Here is a 15,725-nt window from a genome sequence, read left to right as displayed (position 1 = left end):
TACCCCCCCGTCGATCTGCGAAGGATTTCCCGGATGTTGTCGCGCCTCCCTGTCGTCACCCGTTGCCTGTCTCTCGCTGCCTTGTGTGCAGCCGGTCCTGTTGCAGCCCTGCAACTGCCCCTGCCACCGCCGGGTGAAGACATTGTCGGCCAGGTCCAGGTGATCAAGGCCAAGTACGAAGACACCTTTGCCGACCTGGGGGTTACTTATGACCTGGGCTATTCGGAGATGGTCGCGGCCAATCCGGGTGTCGATGCCTGGCTGCCGGGGACCGGGGCCGAGATTGTGTTGCCGACCCGTTTCATCCTGCCGCCGGGTCCCCGGGAAGGCATCGTGATCAACCTGGCCGAGTACCGCCTGTACTACTACCCCAAGGGTCAGGACGTGGTGTACACCTTCCCGCTCGGTATCGGTCGCGAAGGCTGGGGCTCGCCGATCGCCCATACCAGCATCATCGCCAAGACCCCCAACCCGACCTGGACCCCGCCTGCGTCGATCAAGGCCGAGCACGCGGCTGATGGCGACCCGCTGCCCAACGTGGTGCCGGCAGGTCCCGACAACCCCCTGGGGCCATTCAAGTTCACCCTGGGTACGCCGGGCTATCTGATTCACGGCTCCAACAAGAAGTTCGGCATTGGTACCCGTACCAGCCATGGCTGCTTCCGCATGTTCAACAACAACGTGCTGGAGATGGCCAAGATGGTTCCGGTGGGCACGCCTGTGCGGATCATCAATGACGCCTACAAGTTTGGCATCAGCGGCGGCAAGGTTTACCTGGAGGCGCATGCGCCATTGAACGACGATGGCACGCCGTCGGTGGTCGACAAGCACACGGCCGTCATCAATGCGATGCTCAAGCGCGAAGACCTGGCCAACAACCTGCGGGTCAATTGGGATGAGGTGCGTGATGTAGTGGCGGCCGAAGATGGCTTGCCGGCGCAAATCGGTGAGCCGGGCGAGGCACCTATGATCACCAGCGCACCGGGCGACTTACTGCAATAACGTCACCCAATAGAAGCCCGCCACGGATTATTCCCTGGCGGGCTTTTTATTGCCTGGGATCCGGAGCCCAATTTCGGGCAATAAAAAGCCGATCCAAAAATGGATCGGCTTGATAACAATCCCGAGGGATTATTACTTGCGGCTAGCTTTTTCAAGCATGCGCAGAGCGCGCTCGTTAGCTTCATCAGCAGTCTGTTGTGCTTTTTGAGCAGCAGCCAGAGCTTCATCAGCTTTACGGTAGGCTTCGTCTGCACGGGCCTGGGAGCGAGCTGCTGCGTCTTCAGTTGCAGTCAGACGAGCTTCGGTTTCTTTGGAGACGCTGCTGCAACCGGTAGCCAGAACTGCGGCCAGAGCCAGAGCAGAGAATTTCAGAACGTTGTTCATCGTGTTCCCCTTCAAGGACTTTCTATTTAATGGCTACTATCTCAGAGTGAGCTAATAGCCGGCGTACATACTACCCATTACTTGTAGTAAGTAAACTGACGTAGCGCAAGAAGCAAAAAAAATTCTTGTACCGAATCTATTTTGGCTAATCTTTAGCGAGTTTGTATAAAAATTGTCCAGTCTTTGATGCGCAGTCAAAGATTGGATCCAGGCTGAAAGCGCCAGCTGGCAAGTGTTAAACGTTGTAAGCGCAAGTCAATTTATATATCAAGGCGAACACTATTGTTCAGATTTTCTTGGCGCTGAAGGGCATCTTTTGCGCATGTAGAGGTGACTTTAAGAGCCGCTGTTCGTCTCAAGCTTCAACTGCCGGCAATGTTCAGGCTATCGACCACCGGATGCTCGATCAGCCCTTTCTATGTCCGCCAGCCCCATGGATGACAAGCGTCCCTTGAGCAATGACAGGATTGGTGCCTACTATTCCTGGGTGCGGGCCGTGAGTGCTGTAGGGCTTTTCTCGTTGTCGAAACCGGCACGGGGTGGCGTAGATGTTCCTTCGCCGGAAAAACATCGGTAAGGTAGGGGTCAGAAACCAAGACCCGCGAGGAGTAGTGATGAGCGAGGCGTTGTCCATCCACCATGACCAGGCTGGTCATCAGTTCGAGACCAATGTGGACGGTCATCGTGCCTATCTGACCTACATGGACCTGGGGAAACAGACCCTGGATATTTACCGCACGTTTGTGCCCAATGCCCTGCGTGGGCGCGGTATTGCTGCTGCGCTGACCGAAGAAGCGCTGCAATATGCCGAGAGCATGGGCTACACGGTGATTCCGTCCTGCTCCTACGTCGAGCGCTATATGGAGCGTCACCAGCGCCATGCCGCGAAGCTGTGAACGCCAATAGACACGCATAAAAAAACGCCGGGCTAAGCCCGGCGTTTTTGTGTGCGTCAGGTACGTTTGCGTTTGGGCAATACGTCCTTGAGCTTGGCGTGCATGCTGCGCAGGGTAGTCTCGGTGGCGGACCAGTCGATGCAGGCATCGGTGATCGACACGCCGTATTGCAGGTCGGCCAGATCCTTGGGGATCGCCTGGCAACCCCAGTTCAGGTGACTCTCGACCATCAGGCCGATAATCGACTGGTTGCCTTCCAGGATCTGGTTGGCCACGTTCTCCATCACCAGCGGTTGCAGGGCCGGGTCCTTGTTGGAGTTGGCGTGGCTGCAATCGACCATGATGTTCGGCTTGATTTTCGCCTTGGTAAGCGCCTGCTCGCACAGGGCCACGCTGACCGAATCATAGTTGGGCTTGCCATTGCCGCCACGCAGTACCACGTGGCCATAGGCGTTGCCCTTGGTGGTGACGATGGACACGCCACCTTCCTGGTTGATCCCCAGGAAGCGGTGTGGGCTGGAAACCGACTGCAAGGCATTGATCGCCACGGTCAGGCCGCCATCGGTACCGTTCTTGAAACCCACGGCCGAAGACAGGCCGGAGGCCATTTCGCGGTGGGTTTGCGATTCGGTGGTACGCGCACCGATCGCCGACCAACTGATCAGGTCTTGCAAGTACTGCGGGGAAATCGGGTCCAGGGCTTCAGTGGCCGTGGGCAGGCCCATTTCAGCCAGGTCCAGCAGCAGCTTGCGGCCGATATGCAAGCCGTCCTGGATCTTGAACGAGTCGTCCAGGTACGGGTCGTTGATCAGGCCTTTCCAGCCGACGGTGGTCCGTGGCTTCTCGAAATACACGCGCATCACCAGATACAAAGTGTCAGACACTTCTGCAGCCAGCACTTTTAGGCGCTCGGCGTACTCGTGGGCAGCCTTGAGGTCGTGGATCGAGCAAGGGCCGATCACCACGAACAAGCGGTGGTCAGTGCCGTCGAGGATGTCACGAATGACTTCGCGGCCCTTGGTGACGGTCTGCAGTGCAGCGTCGCTCAAAGGGATTTCGCGTTTGAGCTGATCGGGTGTGATCAGGGTCTCGTTGGATTCGACGTTTAGGTCGTTGATCGGTAAATCAGCCATCGTGTTACTCGTCAGGGTCACGGGTGCCGGCCGCCAGCGAACCCCGTGCGGCGGAGCACAGCATGATTTAAATGCAGCGGGGAGCCGAACCTTAGCGCGTACACGCCGGCTCGACAATGGGCAATTGCGCGCGGTGGCGTGCGGCCTGATAGTGTGTTGCCTGGTTAAAGGGCGTGGTGTGGATCGAGTGAAAGCGTTTGAATTGACGGATTTGGATATCGACCAGCAGTTACTGGCGTTACCGGGCACTTCGCTGCTGGTGTTTACCAGCGTTGGCTGTTCCAGTTGTCGGTGGGCGCGCCAGCAGATACCGGGTTGGAACCTGCCGGTGGCGCGCATCTGCTGGGTCGATGCTGGGCACAATGGTGGTGCGGTGGCGCGCTACGGGATCTTTCATTTGCCGGCTTTATTTGTAGTGTGCGAGGGTCAACTCCACGGAGCACTGCAGGTGGGCCTGAACCCCAGCGACCTCAGCGACGCTATAAATGAGGCGCTCAAACAAGAACCAGAGGAGTTGCCATGACGAGTGCAGTTGAGCCTGGCCCGCGCATTGGGATTATCGGCACCGGTGCCATCGGTGGTTTTTACGGGTTGATGCTGGCGCGCGCCGGTTTCGATGTGCATTTCCTGCTGCGCAGTGAATACGCGGCGGTCAGTGAGCGTGGCTTGCAACTCAATAGTGCGGTGCATGGGGCCTTGAGCCTGCACCCGGTCCAGGCCTACGCCAATGCGGCCGACATGCCGCCTTGCGACTGGCTGCTGGTGGGCACTAAAACCACCGGTAACGTTGAGTTGGCGCCGACGATTGCCCAGGTGGCGGCGCCGGGTGCCAAGGTCGTGCTGTTGCAAAATGGCCTCGGTGTCGAGGATGGCCTGCGTGAACATTTGCCTGAGTCCCTGCATTTGCTCGGTGGGCTTTGTTATATCTGCGTACACCGTTGCGGGCCGGGGATTGTCGAGCATCAGGCCATGGGCCGGGTCAGTCTTGGCTATCACAGTGGCAGTGCCTCTCATGATGCTGCACGCCGCCAGGCGATTGTCGAAGAGGGCGCCGGGTTGTTCCGCGAGGCCGGGATCGACTCCCAGGCCATGCCCGACCTGGACCAGGCGCGCTGGCACAAACTGGTGTGGAATGTGCCGTACAACGGCCTGTCGGTGCTGCTCGGTGCGAACACCTCGGCGTTGATGGCCGACGAATCCAGCCGGGAGTTGATCCAGGGTTTGATGGCTGAAGTGGTGCAGGGCGCCCGGGCGTGCGGTCATGAGATCGCGCCTGGCTACGCCGAGCAGATGTTCAACATGACCGAGCGTTTGACGGACTACTGGCCAAGCATGTATCACGATCATCAGCACCAGCGCCCGCTGGAACTGGCCGCGATCTACGCCCGCCCGCTGGCCGCTGCCAGGGCCGCAGGCTGTGAGTTGCCGCGGATGCAGGCGCTGTACCAGGCCCTGAGCTTTATCGATCGACGCAACGGCTGAGGAACTGACATGGCCAAAGGGATAAGCGACAAACTGGTGCTGGCGATTTCCTCGCGAGCGCTGTTCGACCTGGGTGAAAGCCATAAGGTTTATCTGTCCCAAGGCGTCGAGGCGTACCGCAAATACCAGATTGAGCACGAGGAAGAAATCCTTGAGCCGGGAGAAGCCTTTGCCTTGGTCAAGAAACTCCTGAGCCTGAACGCCAGTCTCGGGCGGGCTCGGGTCGAAGTGGTGCTGGTGTCGCGCAACAGTGCCGACACCGGTTTGCGTGTGTTCAATTCGATCCAGCATTACGGCCTGGATATTTCCCGTGCGGCGTTTGTCGGTGGGCGTAACCCTCACCCTTACCTGGCCGCGTTTGGCAGTCACCTGTTCCTTTCGACCCACGCCGAAGATGTGCGCAGTGCGCTGGACGAAGGTTTTGCGGCAGCGACTATTTTGTCCGGCGGTACGCGGCGGGCCTCCAGTGCTGAGTTGCGGATTGCTTTTGATGGCGACGCGGTGCTGTTTTCCGACGAGTCCGAGCGTGTCTACCAAACCGGCGGCCTGGAAGCGTTCCAGGCCAGCGAGCGGCAGTCGGCCCGTGAACCGCTGCGTGGTGGGCCCTTCAAAGGCTTCCTGGCGGCGCTCAATCTGTTGCAGCGCGAGTTCCCCGATGAGTCATGTCCGATTCGCACGGCGCTGGTGACGGCGCGTTCGGCGCCGTCCCACGAGCGGGTGATCCGCACCTTGCGTGAGTGGGATATCCGCTTGGACGAGTCGCTGTTTCTCGGGGGGCTGGAAAAATCGGCGTTCCTTGAGGCGTTCGCCGCCGATGTTTTTTTTGACGACCAGGCTGGCCATTGCGAGAAAGCCAGGGCGGTGGTGGCCACCGGGCACGTGCCCCATGGCGTGAGCAATGAGCCGAAAGTCCAGGTCGAGAGCTAAGTTCATCACAGTCGCAAAGGCGCTGCTAAGCTGAAGCAATCCCCGCCATCCTGGCAGTCCAGGAGGTTCTATGATTCGGTCGATGTTGTATGCCTCAGACCTGGGTGTGTATGCGCCTTACGTGATGCAGCATGCGCTGGCGATGGCGCGAACGTTCAAGGCGGATCTGTACGTGATTCATGTGGTAGAGCCTATCGGGCTGTTCGCAGAGTCGGTGTTGCAGACCTACCTGGATGAGCAGGCCTTGAGCGAATGGCAGAGCCAGGGGCTGAGCACGGTGATGGCCAGTATCGAGCAGCGAGTGCTGGACAGTTTCCGTGAAGAGTTGCAGGACGGTGAGCAGGACTTGCAGGTGATTCGTTCGGTGCGGGTGATCCAGGGGGATCCTGCCCAAGTGATTCTCGACCAGGCGCAGAAACTCTCGGTCGATTTGTTGATCGTAGGAAGTCATAGCCAGGGCACAGGGATCTCGACCCCACTGGGACGTACTGCGGCGCGAGTGTTGCAGTTATCCCAGGTGCCGGTGTATCTGGTGCCTTTACTGCAGCGTCGGCGCAGTGATGATGTGTGATGGGGCGTAAACGATAAAAAGTTCTAGATTTATCATTCAAACCTTTAATATAGTTATATACCGTCGCTGATATCCGTGGCGTCTATCTGCTTTGAGGGACACATATGAAGCTTCAACAACTGCGCTACATCTGGGAAGTGGCGCACCACGACCTCAACGTTTCCGCCACGGCTCAAAGCCTCTACACCTCGCAACCGGGTATCAGTAAACAGATCCGCCTGCTGGAAGACGAACTGGGCGTCGAAGTGTTCGCCCGCAGCGGCAAGCACCTGACCCGCGTCACGCCTGCCGGTGAGCGCATCATCACCACGGCCGGCGAAATCCTGCGCAAGGTAGAAAGCATCAAGCAGATCGCCCAGGAATTCTCCAACGAGAAAAAAGGCACCCTGTCGATCGCCACCACCCACACCCAGGCCCGTTACGCGCTGCCGCCGGTGATCAGCTCGTTCATCAAGCAGTACCCGGACGTGGCTTTGCACATGCACCAGGGCTCGCCGATGCAGATCGCCGAAATGGCGGCTGACGGCACCGTCGACTTCGCCATCGCCACTGAAGCCCTGGAGCTGTTCGGTGACCTGGTGATGATGCCGTGCTATCGCTGGAACCGCTGTGTAGTGGTCCCCCAGGGCCACCCACTGGCCAAGCTGCCGAAGCTGACCCTTGAAGCCCTGGCCGAATACCCGATCGTGACTTATGTATTCGGTTTCACCGGCCGCTCCAAACTCGACGAAGCTTTCAGCCATCGTGGCCTCACGCCCAAAGTGGTGTTCACCGCCGCTGACGCCGACGTGATCAAGACTTACGTGCGCCTGGGCCTGGGCGTCGGCATCGTGGCCAAGATGGCGGTCGATACCAAGCTCGACAGCGACCTGGTGGTGCTCGATGCCAGCGAACTGTTCGAATCCAGCGTGACCAAGATAGGCTTTCGTCGTGGCACGTTCCTGCGCGGCTTCATGTGCGATTTCATCGAGAAGTTCGCTCCGCACCTGACCCGTGAAGTCATGGCCAAGGCGATCCAGTGCCACAACAAGCAGGAACTGGAAGAACTGTTCGACGGCGTTGAACTGCCGGTTCACTGATCGGCTCAGCGGGCCTCGGTCACGGTGAACAGTTGCCGGGCGCCCGCCACCAGAATCTCCACCTCATCCCCTTCGAACTTGCCCAGCAGGCTTTTGCCCAGCGGCGAGCGAGGGGTGATGACGGTCACCAACTGCCCCACCACGTAGACTTTCAAACCTGCCGCATCCGGTGCAAGGAACAGCCATTGCTGGCGACCGTTGTCGTCTTCCAGGCCGAGCAGGGCGCCCACTTCGATACCCCGTTGCTCATCGTAGGGCCGCAGGTTGAGGTTCTGGCACAGCACCAGTGACTGTTTGATCTCCTCGACGCGCTTGGCCTGTCCGGCGGCAAGGTAAGACGCCTCCAGGCCCAGGGTGTCGTATTTGTTCTCGGCGATATTTTCTTCGTGGGTCGCGGTTTCGTAGGCGGTTTGCGCGGCGCGTTGGGCCACATCCAGGTCGGCTGCGAGTTTTTCCAGGATCAACTGGAGGACGGCGTGTTTATTCATGGGGGCTTGCGGCTCAATCACAAAATTGCAGGACGTTGGCCCGGCTCTTGTCGCTGGGGGCGTTCTGGTCCTGCTGGAGCCAGAACTGGCATTTGGGGTTGGACAGGTTGCGCGGGTTGGCGTGCGCCTGCTCCAGCGCCTGTTGTTGCTCCTGCTTGTGCAGGTTTTGCTGGTATCGCTCAAACATTTGATTCGGCGGTTCCGGCGCCACGGCAGGCGGCTTGCCCAACTGTTGCACGACCTGGGCCACGGGTTGTTCAAACAGGTAGCGCGAGGCCAGCCAGCCTGTCAGCGCGATGGCGACAAAGCCCAGCCACAGGCCCAGGGCCACGGCAATACTGAGTTTGAACATCGACAGCGGGCGATCGGACATGGCGGCCTCCTGGCGGGCGGTTGCGGTGAGTTGCGGATTGTCGCACAGCCGGCGTGCAGAATAATCGCGATCAACCCTTCTGCATGGCAGCATTTATGCGGACAATCGAGCCTTTGAATGATGGAGCCCGGAATGAAAGCCCGCTGGGATATTTTTTGCAGCGTCGTCGATAACTACGGCGACATCGGCGTGACCTGGCGCCTGGCCCGGCAATTGGCAGCGGAACACGCCTGCGTGGTGCGCTTGTGGGTCGATGATTTGCGGGCGTTCGAACGCATGTGCCCAGAGGTGGATGTGCAGTTGGACCAGCAGTGGCAAGAGGGCGTCGATGTCCGTCACTGGTCGCAGGAGTGGGTTGCGACGCCGGCAGCCGATGTGGTGATCGCCGCATTTGCCTGCCAATTGCCCCATGACTACATGGAGGCCATGGCTGGGCGTGAGTACCCGCCACTGTGGATGAACCTCGACTATTTGAGTGCCGAAGAATGGGTAGTCGGTTGCCACGGCCTGCCGTCGGTGAAGTTCAAGGGCGTGCAAAAGTATTTCTTCTTTCCCGGATTTCGTCCTGGTACGGGCGGCTTGCTGCGTGAGGCCGGACTGATCGAACAGCGGCAGGGCTTTCAGCGTGATCTGCAGGCCCGGCAACAATTCCTGCAAGCGCTTGGCGTCTTTCCCGCAAAGGGCGCGCGTTTGATGTCGCTGTTTGCCTATGAAAACGCCGGCCTGGCCAGTTGGCTGGATGTGTTGGCGGCTGACGGGCAAGCCACTCATCTGCTGGTGCCGGAAGGGCGCATCCTTGGCGACGTGCAACGCTGGTTGGGTATCGAGACGTTGGCAGCGTGGGATGTTCATCTGCGCGGTACCCTGACGGTACAGGTGCTACCGTTTGTGCGGCAGGAGCAATACGACCACCTGCTGTGGTGCTGCGATTTCAACGCCGTACGCGGCGAAGACTCCTTTGTGCGGGCGCAGTGGGCCGGACGTCCGTTGCTTTGGCATATCTACCGCCAGGATGACGACATTCACCTGGACAAGCTCGATGCCTTCCTCACGCTCTACACCCAGGACCTGTCTGCACCGGCGAAAGCTGCGCTGATTGCCCTATGGCAAGCCTGGAACACGGACAGCGATATGGCCTCAAGCTGGAAAATGCTGCTTGAACATTGGCCGGAACTGACCGCACACGCCGAAAAATGGTGTCTGGAACAGGCCTTGCAGGCCGATCTTGCGACGGCGCTGGTACAGTTTTATGAAAATTGGATATGATACGCGACCTTGATTTTTGTAAATCCCATCCAAATTTCGGATATTCGTAATGAAAACTGGTAAAGAACTGAAACCCGGTACAGTGATCCGTCTCGAAAACGACCCTTGGCTGGTTCAGAAAGCTGAGTTCACCAAGTCTGGTCGTAACAGCGCAATCATGAAGACCAAGCTGAAGAACCTGCTGACCGGTTACAAGACCGAGATCGTCTACAGCGCCGATGACAAACTGGATGACGTGATCCTCGACCGTAAAGAAGCGACCCTGTCCTTCATCAGCGGCGACACCTACACGTTCATGGACACCACCGACTACACCATGTACGAGCTGAACGCTGAAGACATCGAAGCCGTTCTGCCGTTCATTGAAGAAGGCATGGAAGACGTCTGCGAAGCCATTTTCTTCGAAGAGCGCCTGGTTTCCGTAGAGCTGCCGACCACCATCGTGCGTAAAGTTGCCTACACCGAAGGTTCCGCTCGCGGCGACACTTCGGGCAAAGTGATGAAGCCTGCCAAGCTGTCTAACGGCACCGAACTGCAAGTGGCTGATTTCATCGAAATCGACGACCTGATCGAGATCGACACCCGCGAAGGTGGTTCGTACAAAGGTCGCGCCAAGAAGTAATTCTGGCGTTACTGATAAAAACCCGACCATGAGTCGGGTTTTTTTATGCCTGTTGGCCGGTCACACCGTGATGTGCAAGCGCACATCGACATTGCCACGGGTGGCATTGGAGTACGGGCAGACCTGGTGTGCGGCATCCACCAGGCTTTGTGCCTCATCCGCGGCCAGGCCGGGCAGGGATACGTGAAGGTCGATGTCCAGGCCAAAACCACCGGGGATCTGGCCGATGCCTACATGGGCAGTGATTGAGGCGTCATCGGGAATTTTGCGTTTGCTCTGGCTGGCGACGAATTTCAGGGCACCGATAAAGCAGGCCGAGTAGCCAGCGGCGAACAGTTGTTCCGGGTTGGTGGCCTGGCCGCCGGCGCCGCCCAGCTCTTTTGGGGTGGCGAGCTTGACGTCGAGGATGTTGTCGCTGGAAACGGCACGACCATCACGGCCGCCGGTGGCGGTGGCTACAGCGGTATAGAGGGTTTGCATGGGGTTTTCCTCGTATTTATTTGCGCTAAAATTTAGCGCGCTAAGTAAGTGCGAGGTAAATGTATCGCGCGAATGTTTTGCGCGCAATATAAATTTCTGGAAGTGATCCCGATCACGTGTAGGAGCCAGTTTTCTGGCGAAAAACCTGAGCGCGGCGCGGGGCACCTGGCACCCCGCATTATCGTTGGCGATTTTCGCCGGCAAGCCGGCCCCTATAGGGGCCTATGTTCGGTCGAGAACAGTGTGAGGGTCAGACGCTACCCTGCAAATTCCTGCGCAATTGCAGCAAGTCCGCCTGCAGCTTCTGCAATTGCTCCATCTGCAACCCGCTGGCGCCGAGGATGCATGGAGGAACATCCATGGCCTTGTCTCGCAACGCGCGGCCTGCCTCGGTCAACTCCACCACGACCACGCGCTCATCGGCACGGCTGCGCGTGCGGCTCAACAGGCCCTCGGCCTCCAGGCGCTTGAGCAGTGGCGTCAGTGAGCCCGGGTCGGTGAGTAGGCGGCTGCTGATTTCGCCCACGGTCAAACCATCCTTTTCCCACAACACCATCATGGCCAGGTACTGCGGGTAGGTCAGGCCAAGGGCTTGCAGCAGGGGTTTGTAGACCTTGGTCATCAACAACGACGTGGAGTGCAGGGCGAAGCACAGTTGGTTGTTCAGAAGCAGGGAGTCGCAAGAGTCGGTCATGGCAGTGCCTTAAAGCGTATTTGATCTGGAATCTAGCGGCCAAATCTTTAACGCGCCAGATAATTCTGTGGCAGTTGTCAGCCCCAGCCGCTTTGCAGTGCCAGATCCCAAGGTGGGACGGGGCTGAAACGGCTCTTGAGGTACTCCAGCAGCAGGCGGCTACGGGCGTTGGCCTGCTGCTCCAGGCGCAGGGCGTAAATACCCGCGCTTTCGGCGGTAGGCAGACCGTTTTCGCAGAACAACGGTACCAGTTCGCCGCGCACAAGGTATTCACTGGCCAACCAGGTCGGCAGGTGAGCGATGCCCAGCCCGGCCAGGGCACCGGACAGCAGGGCTTCGGCATTGTTGGCGCTCATGCGGATACGCTGTGGGCGGTAGGTGTTCTTGCGCCCATCGAGTTCAAAGCGCCAGGCGAACATCGGCGCCAGTCCTTCCCAATCCAGGCCATCGTGTTCGTTGAGTTGGCTGGGGTGGGTCGGTGTACCACGGTTTTTCAGGTAGGCCGGACTGGCACAGGCGATTCGTACGATGCTGGCCAATGGCGTGGCGATCAGCCGGGTGTCGACGATATGTCCCGCGCGCAGCACCAGGTCCACCTTGCCCAGGTGCTCGCCTTGCATGTCGACAAAGCTGTCGATCAGGTGCAGGTGCACGTCCAGGCCCGGGTAGACGGTCAGAAAGTCCGCAATGGCCGGCGCCAGGTGTCGTCGGCCAAAGGCAGCGGGTGCGTCCACGCGAATCAGGCCCTCGGGCGCATGGCTCAGCGACACGGCTTCGGCCCGCGCCAATTGCAACTCCCGGACAATCCGCCGCGCGCGCTCGGCAAACGCCAGGCCGGCGGGGGTGGGCAGCACCGCATGGGTACTGCGCAGGAATAACTGGCTACCCAGGGCGCCCTCCAGGCTGTCGATCCTGCGGGCAACAGCAGAAGGGGTCAGCGGATGGCGGCGCGCGGCGGCGGAAAAACTGCCGGCCTCCAGCACATCGAGGAACAGGCCCAGTTGGTCAGTCAAGGTCGTGGGGTTCATGGGGGGGATTCGCTTGTGCGTATTTGGCATAGCCATTGTGCGTTGCTATGCGTTTCCATGCCAGAGTGGACTGCGTAGCATGCAGGGCTTGAGTCAGTGTAGGGGTGTAGCTGTGGTGGATATGGCGATGTATGTGGTGCTGGGCATAGCCCTGGGTACCGTCGGCGGTCTGTTTGGCATTGGTGGCGGGCTGATCGCGATTCCGGTACTGGGCGTGCTGTTTGGCCTCGATCAGCAAATCGCCCAAGGCACGGCGCTGGTGATGGTGGTGCCGAATGTGATGCTGGCCTTGTGGCGTTATCACCAGCGTAATCGCATTGAGCTGCGCCATGCCTTGCCCCTTGGCGTCACGGGTTTCTGCTTTGCCTGGCTGGGTTCGATCTGGGCGGTAGGCATCGATGCGGGCGTCATGCGTATTGGTTTTATTGCGTTTTTGGTGGCCCTGTCGGCGTACAACCTGTTACGGATGGTCACCAGCAATGCGCCACCCAGTGCGCAGATGCGTTACTCCTGGCCGTGGCTGGGGGTGTTGGGAGCGGCGTCGGGATCCATGGGTGGCCTGTTCGGTGTCGGCGGCGCGGTGGTTGCGACGCCGGTCTTGACCAGTGTGTTCGGCACCACCCAGGTGGTCGCCCAGGGCCTGTCCCTGGCACTGGCCTTGCCCAGCACCGGCGTCACGCTGGTGACCTATGCCTGGCACCACGAAGTGGATTGGCTGATCGGCGTACCGCTGGCCGTCGGCGGGTTGCTCAGCATCAGTTGGGGCGTGAAAATCGCCCACGCATTGCCGGAGCGCCTGTTGCGCGGTTTGTTCTGCGGCTTCCTGGTGGTGTGCGCGGTGATGTTGACCTTTAAAGTCTGAAACCCTCCAGGATGTATTCCGCCAGGCATTCGGTGATGGGGGAGGACATGCTCGGGTTGCGCAGCAGTCGCAGGTTGACCGTGTGCAGGGGGCCGAAACCTTCGTCACTGCCGAGTATGCGCAGATCTTCGGTAACCAGGCTTTCCATCATGACCGTCACCGCCAGCCCCGCACCGACCACCGCCTGGATCGCCGCGCCGTTGGAGCTGTGATAGGCCAGGCGATACTCGCGCCCTACGGCATCCAGCGAGGCGCGGGCCCACTGGGTGCAGAAGCTGTCCATGCCGGAAATCGCCAGGGGCAGGGCTTCGTGTTCATCCACGCAGAAGCAGGGGGATGCCACCCAGACCATGCGTTCGTTACGCAACAGCTCGCCGATTTCATTGCCCGCCTCGCGGCTGACCACCGTGAGTGCCAGGTCGCGTCGCTGCATCAGGATGGGTGTTCCTTCGCAGTGCATCTCGATCTGGATCAGCGGGTATGCCTTGGAAAACCGCTTGAGAATGCCCGGCAGGTAGCGCATCACGTAGTCATCCGGGGTGCCGATCCTCACCAGCCCAACCATGTGCGGTTCGCGCAGGGTGTTGAACACCTCGCTGTGCAGTTTCAGGATGCGCCGCGCATACCCCAGCAACACCTGGCCCTCGGGGGTGAGCCTGACCTGCCGTCCATCGCGCTCGAACAGCTTGCGTTGCAGCACGTCTTCTTCCAGGCGCTTCATCTGCATGCTCACGGCGGACTGGGTGCGATTGACCAACTCGCCGGCGCGGGTGAAACCGCCCTGGTCGGCGATGGCGACGAAGGTGCGCAGCACGTCGGTGTCGATGCTCGGGTAGTTGGACAATTGATCAATCTCTGAGATGTATAACATAAGAAACATTCGTTGGATTGATCATAGCCGCAGGCACAGACTTCAGTCATCCCCACTGGAGGGCGAGATGATGAAAGGTCAGAAAGGTTTTGTGTTGATGGTAAGGCGGCCGTTTTCCGGGCTGTTTCAACGAGTTTCCCGTTGGTATGCCCTGCATTGTGAACGCCAGTTGCTGGCAAGCATGAGTGATGAGTCGCTCAAGGATATCGGCTTGACGCGTGCCGATGTGGAGCAGGAGCGCCACCGGCATTTCTGGAATGATCCGTTGGGTAAATGACGGGCATCGCGCTACAGTTCACGGGCGTAATCAGGAGATGCACATGCCCGCAGAACTGAGTTTTTCCCTCAAACAGGCGCGCCGTCTGGCGCTGGCGGCCCAAGGTTTCAGCGGGCGCCAGCCGCCGGCGCAGGTCAAGGCCGCGCAGGTCAACCGCCTGATCGAGCGCCTGGGTGTATTGCAGATCGATTCGGTCAACGCAGTGGTGCGCTCCCACTATTTGCCGCTGTTTTCCCGCCTGGGCAATTATTCCCCGCTGCTGCTCGAACAGGCCGCCTGGAGTCAGGGTCGACGGCGCACGCTGTTTGAATATTGGGGGCATGAAGCCTCCCTGCTGCCCATGGCACTGTATCCGTTGATGCGCTGGCGCATGCAGCGCGCGTCCGAGGGGCAGGGGATCTATCAACAGATGGCACGTTTTGGCCGCGAGCAGCAGGCCACCATCCGCCGCGTGCTGGCTATCGTCGAACAACAGGGCGCGCTGGGAGCTGGCAGCCTGTCGACCCGTGAAGAGCGCGCCGGGCCCTGGTGGGACTGGAGTGATGAAAAGCACGCCTTGGAGTGGTTGTTCGCCGCGGGCTGGGTGACGGTGGCCGGGCGGCGGGGTTTCGAGCGGTTGTACGACTTGCCGGAGCGAGTCATTCCAGCGGCCATTCTGCAACAGGCGCCCTTGAGCGAAGCCAGCGCCCAGCGTGGTCTGATAGTGCATGCCGCAACGGCGTTGGGTGTCGCTACGGAAAAGGACCTGCGCGATTACTTCCGCCTGGAACCCGCGCAGAGTCGCGGGCGCCTCGCCGAATTGGTCGAGGATGGGCAATTGCAGGTCTGCCAGGTTCAGGGTTGGAAGCAGCCGGCTTATTGCCTGCCCGAGCCAAGCGTCCCGCGCAAGGTGGTGGCCAGTGCCTTGCTGTCGCCCTTCGATTCATTGATCTGGGAGCGTAGCCGCACCGAGCGATTATTCGACTTTCGCTATCGACTGGAGATCTACACCCCGCAGGATAAACGAGTGTATGGCTATTACGTGCTGCCGTTTCTGCACAACGAACGGATTGCTGCGCGGGTGGACTTGCGGGCCGAGCGTGCCAATGGCCGGCTGGCGGTGCATGCCGTGCACGAGGAAGAACCGGGGTTGGACGAGGCGGGGATGCAGGCATTGGCGTTGAACTTGCGGCAGATGGCCGATTGGCTGGGGTTGGAGCAGGTGCAGATCAACTGTCAGCGGCACAGTGCGGCCCGGTTGCGGGTGGCGATGCTGGTGATGGAGGCTGGTAGATAGGGCGCTATCGCGGG

20 protein-coding genes are annotated in these 15,725 nt (G+C 59.8%); 12 read left to right on the top strand and 8 right to left on the bottom strand.

The window, feature by feature from the left end:
* The first annotated feature begins 33 nt into the window (after positions 1-33).
* Positions 34-1,002: a L,D-transpeptidase family protein gene (locus tag BLL38_RS18830; RefSeq protein ID WP_076963884.1), complete on the top strand. Its 969-nt coding sequence runs from the start codon at positions 34-36 to the stop codon at positions 1,000-1,002.
* Positions 1,003-1,134: 132 nt separating this feature from the next.
* Here the strand turns inward: BLL38_RS18830 and oprI are convergent, their stop codons facing one another.
* Entirely contained in the window at positions 1,135-1,386 is a 252-nt protein-coding gene (oprI, locus tag BLL38_RS18825; RefSeq protein WP_003172710.1) for an outer membrane lipoprotei OprI, read from the bottom strand.
* A 614-nt stretch (positions 1,387-2,000) separates the two neighbouring features.
* Here oprI and BLL38_RS18820 point away from each other — a divergent pair.
* Positions 2,001-2,282 (top strand): GNAT family N-acetyltransferase, encoded by a 282-nt coding sequence (locus BLL38_RS18820; protein ID WP_029297992.1) that lies wholly within the window; start codon positions 2,001-2,003, stop codon positions 2,280-2,282.
* A gap of 56 nt (positions 2,283-2,338) precedes the next feature.
* Here BLL38_RS18820 and BLL38_RS18815 read toward each other — a convergent pair whose 3' ends face one another.
* On the bottom strand, positions 2,339-3,415 hold the full coding sequence (locus BLL38_RS18815) for a 3-deoxy-7-phosphoheptulonate synthase (protein WP_029297994.1): 1,077 nt from the start codon (positions 3,413-3,415) through the stop codon (positions 2,339-2,341).
* Between the two features lie 187 nt (positions 3,416-3,602).
* Between BLL38_RS18815 and BLL38_RS18810 the strand changes: the two genes are divergently transcribed.
* From BLL38_RS18810 to cysB, 5 genes are all read left to right on the top strand, one after another.
* On the top strand, positions 3,603-3,938 hold the full coding sequence (locus BLL38_RS18810) for a YbbN family protein (protein WP_076963883.1): 336 nt from the start codon (positions 3,603-3,605) through the stop codon (positions 3,936-3,938).
* Complete coding sequence (locus BLL38_RS18805; RefSeq protein ID WP_076963882.1) at positions 3,935-4,897, top strand: putative 2-dehydropantoate 2-reductase; 963 nt, start codon at positions 3,935-3,937, stop codon at positions 4,895-4,897. The genes BLL38_RS18810 and BLL38_RS18805 overlap by 4 nt, the downstream gene beginning before the upstream one ends.
* Positions 4,898-4,906: 9 nt before the next feature.
* Positions 4,907-5,824, top strand: coding sequence for a 5'-nucleotidase (locus BLL38_RS18800; RefSeq protein WP_076963881.1), 918 nt, complete (start codon positions 4,907-4,909; stop codon positions 5,822-5,824).
* A gap of 70 nt (positions 5,825-5,894) precedes the next feature.
* The gene (locus tag BLL38_RS18795; RefSeq protein WP_076963880.1) at positions 5,895-6,395 is read left to right on the top strand and encodes a universal stress protein; all 501 of its coding nucleotides are present in this window, start codon (positions 5,895-5,897) and stop codon (positions 6,393-6,395) included.
* 104 nt (positions 6,396-6,499) lie between these two features.
* On the top strand, positions 6,500-7,474 hold the full coding sequence (gene cysB, locus BLL38_RS18790) for an HTH-type transcriptional regulator CysB (RefSeq protein ID WP_010176165.1): 975 nt from the start codon (positions 6,500-6,502) through the stop codon (positions 7,472-7,474).
* A gap of 5 nt (positions 7,475-7,479) precedes the next feature.
* Here the strand turns inward: cysB and BLL38_RS18785 are convergent, their stop codons facing one another.
* A complete protein-coding gene (locus BLL38_RS18785) occupies positions 7,480-7,962 on the bottom strand; it encodes a GreA/GreB family elongation factor (RefSeq protein WP_076963879.1) in 483 nt (160 codons plus the stop codon).
* Between the two features lie 13 nt (positions 7,963-7,975).
* Positions 7,976-8,335, bottom strand: a complete 360-nt coding sequence (locus BLL38_RS18780) for a hypothetical protein (RefSeq protein ID WP_076963878.1) — start codon at positions 8,333-8,335, stop codon at positions 7,976-7,978.
* A 132-nt stretch (positions 8,336-8,467) separates the two neighbouring features.
* On the opposite strand from BLL38_RS18780, the gene earP reads away from it, so the two are divergent.
* Complete coding sequence (gene earP, locus BLL38_RS18775) at positions 8,468-9,601, top strand: elongation factor P maturation arginine rhamnosyltransferase EarP (RefSeq protein ID WP_076963877.1); 1,134 nt, start codon at positions 8,468-8,470, stop codon at positions 9,599-9,601.
* A 49-nt stretch (positions 9,602-9,650) separates the two neighbouring features.
* Entirely contained in the window at positions 9,651-10,223 is a 573-nt protein-coding gene (locus BLL38_RS18770; protein WP_003172723.1) for an elongation factor P, read from the top strand.
* Between the two features lie 60 nt (positions 10,224-10,283).
* On the opposite strand, the gene BLL38_RS18765 is transcribed toward BLL38_RS18770, so the two are convergent.
* From BLL38_RS18765 to BLL38_RS18755, 3 genes are all read right to left on the bottom strand, one after another.
* A complete protein-coding gene (locus BLL38_RS18765) occupies positions 10,284-10,703 on the bottom strand; it encodes an organic hydroperoxide resistance protein (protein WP_076963876.1) in 420 nt (139 codons plus the stop codon).
* 250 nt (positions 10,704-10,953) lie between these two features.
* Positions 10,954-11,397, bottom strand: a complete 444-nt coding sequence (locus tag BLL38_RS18760; protein WP_076963875.1) for a MarR family winged helix-turn-helix transcriptional regulator — start codon at positions 11,395-11,397, stop codon at positions 10,954-10,956.
* Between the two features lie 77 nt (positions 11,398-11,474).
* Complete coding sequence (locus BLL38_RS18755; protein ID WP_032863043.1) at positions 11,475-12,425, bottom strand: LysR family transcriptional regulator; 951 nt, start codon at positions 12,423-12,425, stop codon at positions 11,475-11,477.
* A 112-nt stretch (positions 12,426-12,537) separates the two neighbouring features.
* Here BLL38_RS18755 and BLL38_RS18750 point away from each other — a divergent pair, with 112 nt between their 5' ends.
* Positions 12,538-13,287 (top strand): sulfite exporter TauE/SafE family protein, encoded by a 750-nt coding sequence (locus BLL38_RS18750; protein WP_076963874.1) that lies wholly within the window; start codon positions 12,538-12,540, stop codon positions 13,285-13,287.
* On the opposite strand, the gene BLL38_RS18745 is transcribed toward BLL38_RS18750, so the two are convergent.
* Positions 13,277-14,158 (bottom strand): LysR family transcriptional regulator, encoded by an 882-nt coding sequence (locus tag BLL38_RS18745; RefSeq protein WP_032863036.1) that lies wholly within the window; start codon positions 14,156-14,158, stop codon positions 13,277-13,279. The genes BLL38_RS18750 and BLL38_RS18745 overlap by 11 nt on opposite strands.
* 70 nt (positions 14,159-14,228) lie before the next feature.
* On the opposite strand from BLL38_RS18745, the gene BLL38_RS18740 reads away from it, so the two are divergent.
* On the top strand, positions 14,229-14,435 hold the full coding sequence (locus tag BLL38_RS18740; RefSeq protein ID WP_032863432.1) for a DUF1127 domain-containing protein: 207 nt from the start codon (positions 14,229-14,231) through the stop codon (positions 14,433-14,435).
* Positions 14,436-14,478: 43 nt separating this feature from the next.
* On the top strand, positions 14,479-15,711 hold the full coding sequence (locus BLL38_RS18735) for a winged helix-turn-helix domain-containing protein (RefSeq protein ID WP_076963873.1): 1,233 nt from the start codon (positions 14,479-14,481) through the stop codon (positions 15,709-15,711).
* Positions 15,712-15,725: the final 14 nt, after the last annotated feature.

It is taken from the genome of Pseudomonas gessardii (assembly GCF_001983165.1).
Taxonomy (GTDB): Bacteria; Pseudomonadota; Gammaproteobacteria; order Pseudomonadales; family Pseudomonadaceae; genus Aquipseudomonas; species Aquipseudomonas gessardii.
Note: the sequence above shows the minus strand (reverse complement) of the source record. Positions and strands in the feature narration are given on the sequence as shown.

What these genes read in the sequence shown, in the direction of transcription:
- BLL38_RS18830 (WP_076963884.1), top strand. Translation starts at nt 34, where the DNA reads ATGTTGTCGCGCCTCCCTGTCGTCACCCGTTGCCTGTCTCTCGCTGCC.
- oprI (WP_003172710.1), bottom strand. Translation starts at nt 1,386, where the DNA reads ATGAACAACGTTCTGAAATTCTCTGCTCTGGCTCTGGCCGCAGTTCTG.
- BLL38_RS18820 (WP_029297992.1), top strand. Translation starts at nt 2,001, where the DNA reads ATGAGCGAGGCGTTGTCCATCCACCATGACCAGGCTGGTCATCAGTTC.
- BLL38_RS18815 (WP_029297994.1), bottom strand. Translation starts at nt 3,415, where the DNA reads ATGGCTGATTTACCGATCAACGACCTAAACGTCGAATCCAACGAGACC.
- BLL38_RS18805 (WP_076963882.1), top strand. Translation starts at nt 3,935, where the DNA reads ATGACGAGTGCAGTTGAGCCTGGCCCGCGCATTGGGATTATCGGCACC.
- BLL38_RS18800 (WP_076963881.1), top strand. Translation starts at nt 4,907, where the DNA reads ATGGCCAAAGGGATAAGCGACAAACTGGTGCTGGCGATTTCCTCGCGA.
- BLL38_RS18795 (WP_076963880.1), top strand. Translation starts at nt 5,895, where the DNA reads ATGATTCGGTCGATGTTGTATGCCTCAGACCTGGGTGTGTATGCGCCT.
- cysB (WP_010176165.1), top strand. Translation starts at nt 6,500, where the DNA reads ATGAAGCTTCAACAACTGCGCTACATCTGGGAAGTGGCGCACCACGAC.
- BLL38_RS18785 (WP_076963879.1), bottom strand. Translation starts at nt 7,962, where the DNA reads ATGAATAAACACGCCGTCCTCCAGTTGATCCTGGAAAAACTCGCAGCC.
- BLL38_RS18780 (WP_076963878.1), bottom strand. Translation starts at nt 8,335, where the DNA reads ATGTCCGATCGCCCGCTGTCGATGTTCAAACTCAGTATTGCCGTGGCC.
- earP (WP_076963877.1), top strand. Translation starts at nt 8,468, where the DNA reads ATGAAAGCCCGCTGGGATATTTTTTGCAGCGTCGTCGATAACTACGGC.
- BLL38_RS18770 (WP_003172723.1), top strand. Translation starts at nt 9,651, where the DNA reads ATGAAAACTGGTAAAGAACTGAAACCCGGTACAGTGATCCGTCTCGAA.
- BLL38_RS18765 (WP_076963876.1), bottom strand. Translation starts at nt 10,703, where the DNA reads ATGCAAACCCTCTATACCGCTGTAGCCACCGCCACCGGCGGCCGTGAT.
- BLL38_RS18760 (WP_076963875.1), bottom strand. Translation starts at nt 11,397, where the DNA reads ATGACCGACTCTTGCGACTCCCTGCTTCTGAACAACCAACTGTGCTTC.
- BLL38_RS18755 (WP_032863043.1), bottom strand. Translation starts at nt 12,425, where the DNA reads ATGAACCCCACGACCTTGACTGACCAACTGGGCCTGTTCCTCGATGTG.
- BLL38_RS18745 (WP_032863036.1), bottom strand. Translation starts at nt 14,158, where the DNA reads ATGTTATACATCTCAGAGATTGATCAATTGTCCAACTACCCGAGCATC.
- BLL38_RS18740 (WP_032863432.1), top strand. Translation starts at nt 14,229, where the DNA reads ATGAAAGGTCAGAAAGGTTTTGTGTTGATGGTAAGGCGGCCGTTTTCC.
- BLL38_RS18735 (WP_076963873.1), top strand. Translation starts at nt 14,479, where the DNA reads ATGCCCGCAGAACTGAGTTTTTCCCTCAAACAGGCGCGCCGTCTGGCG.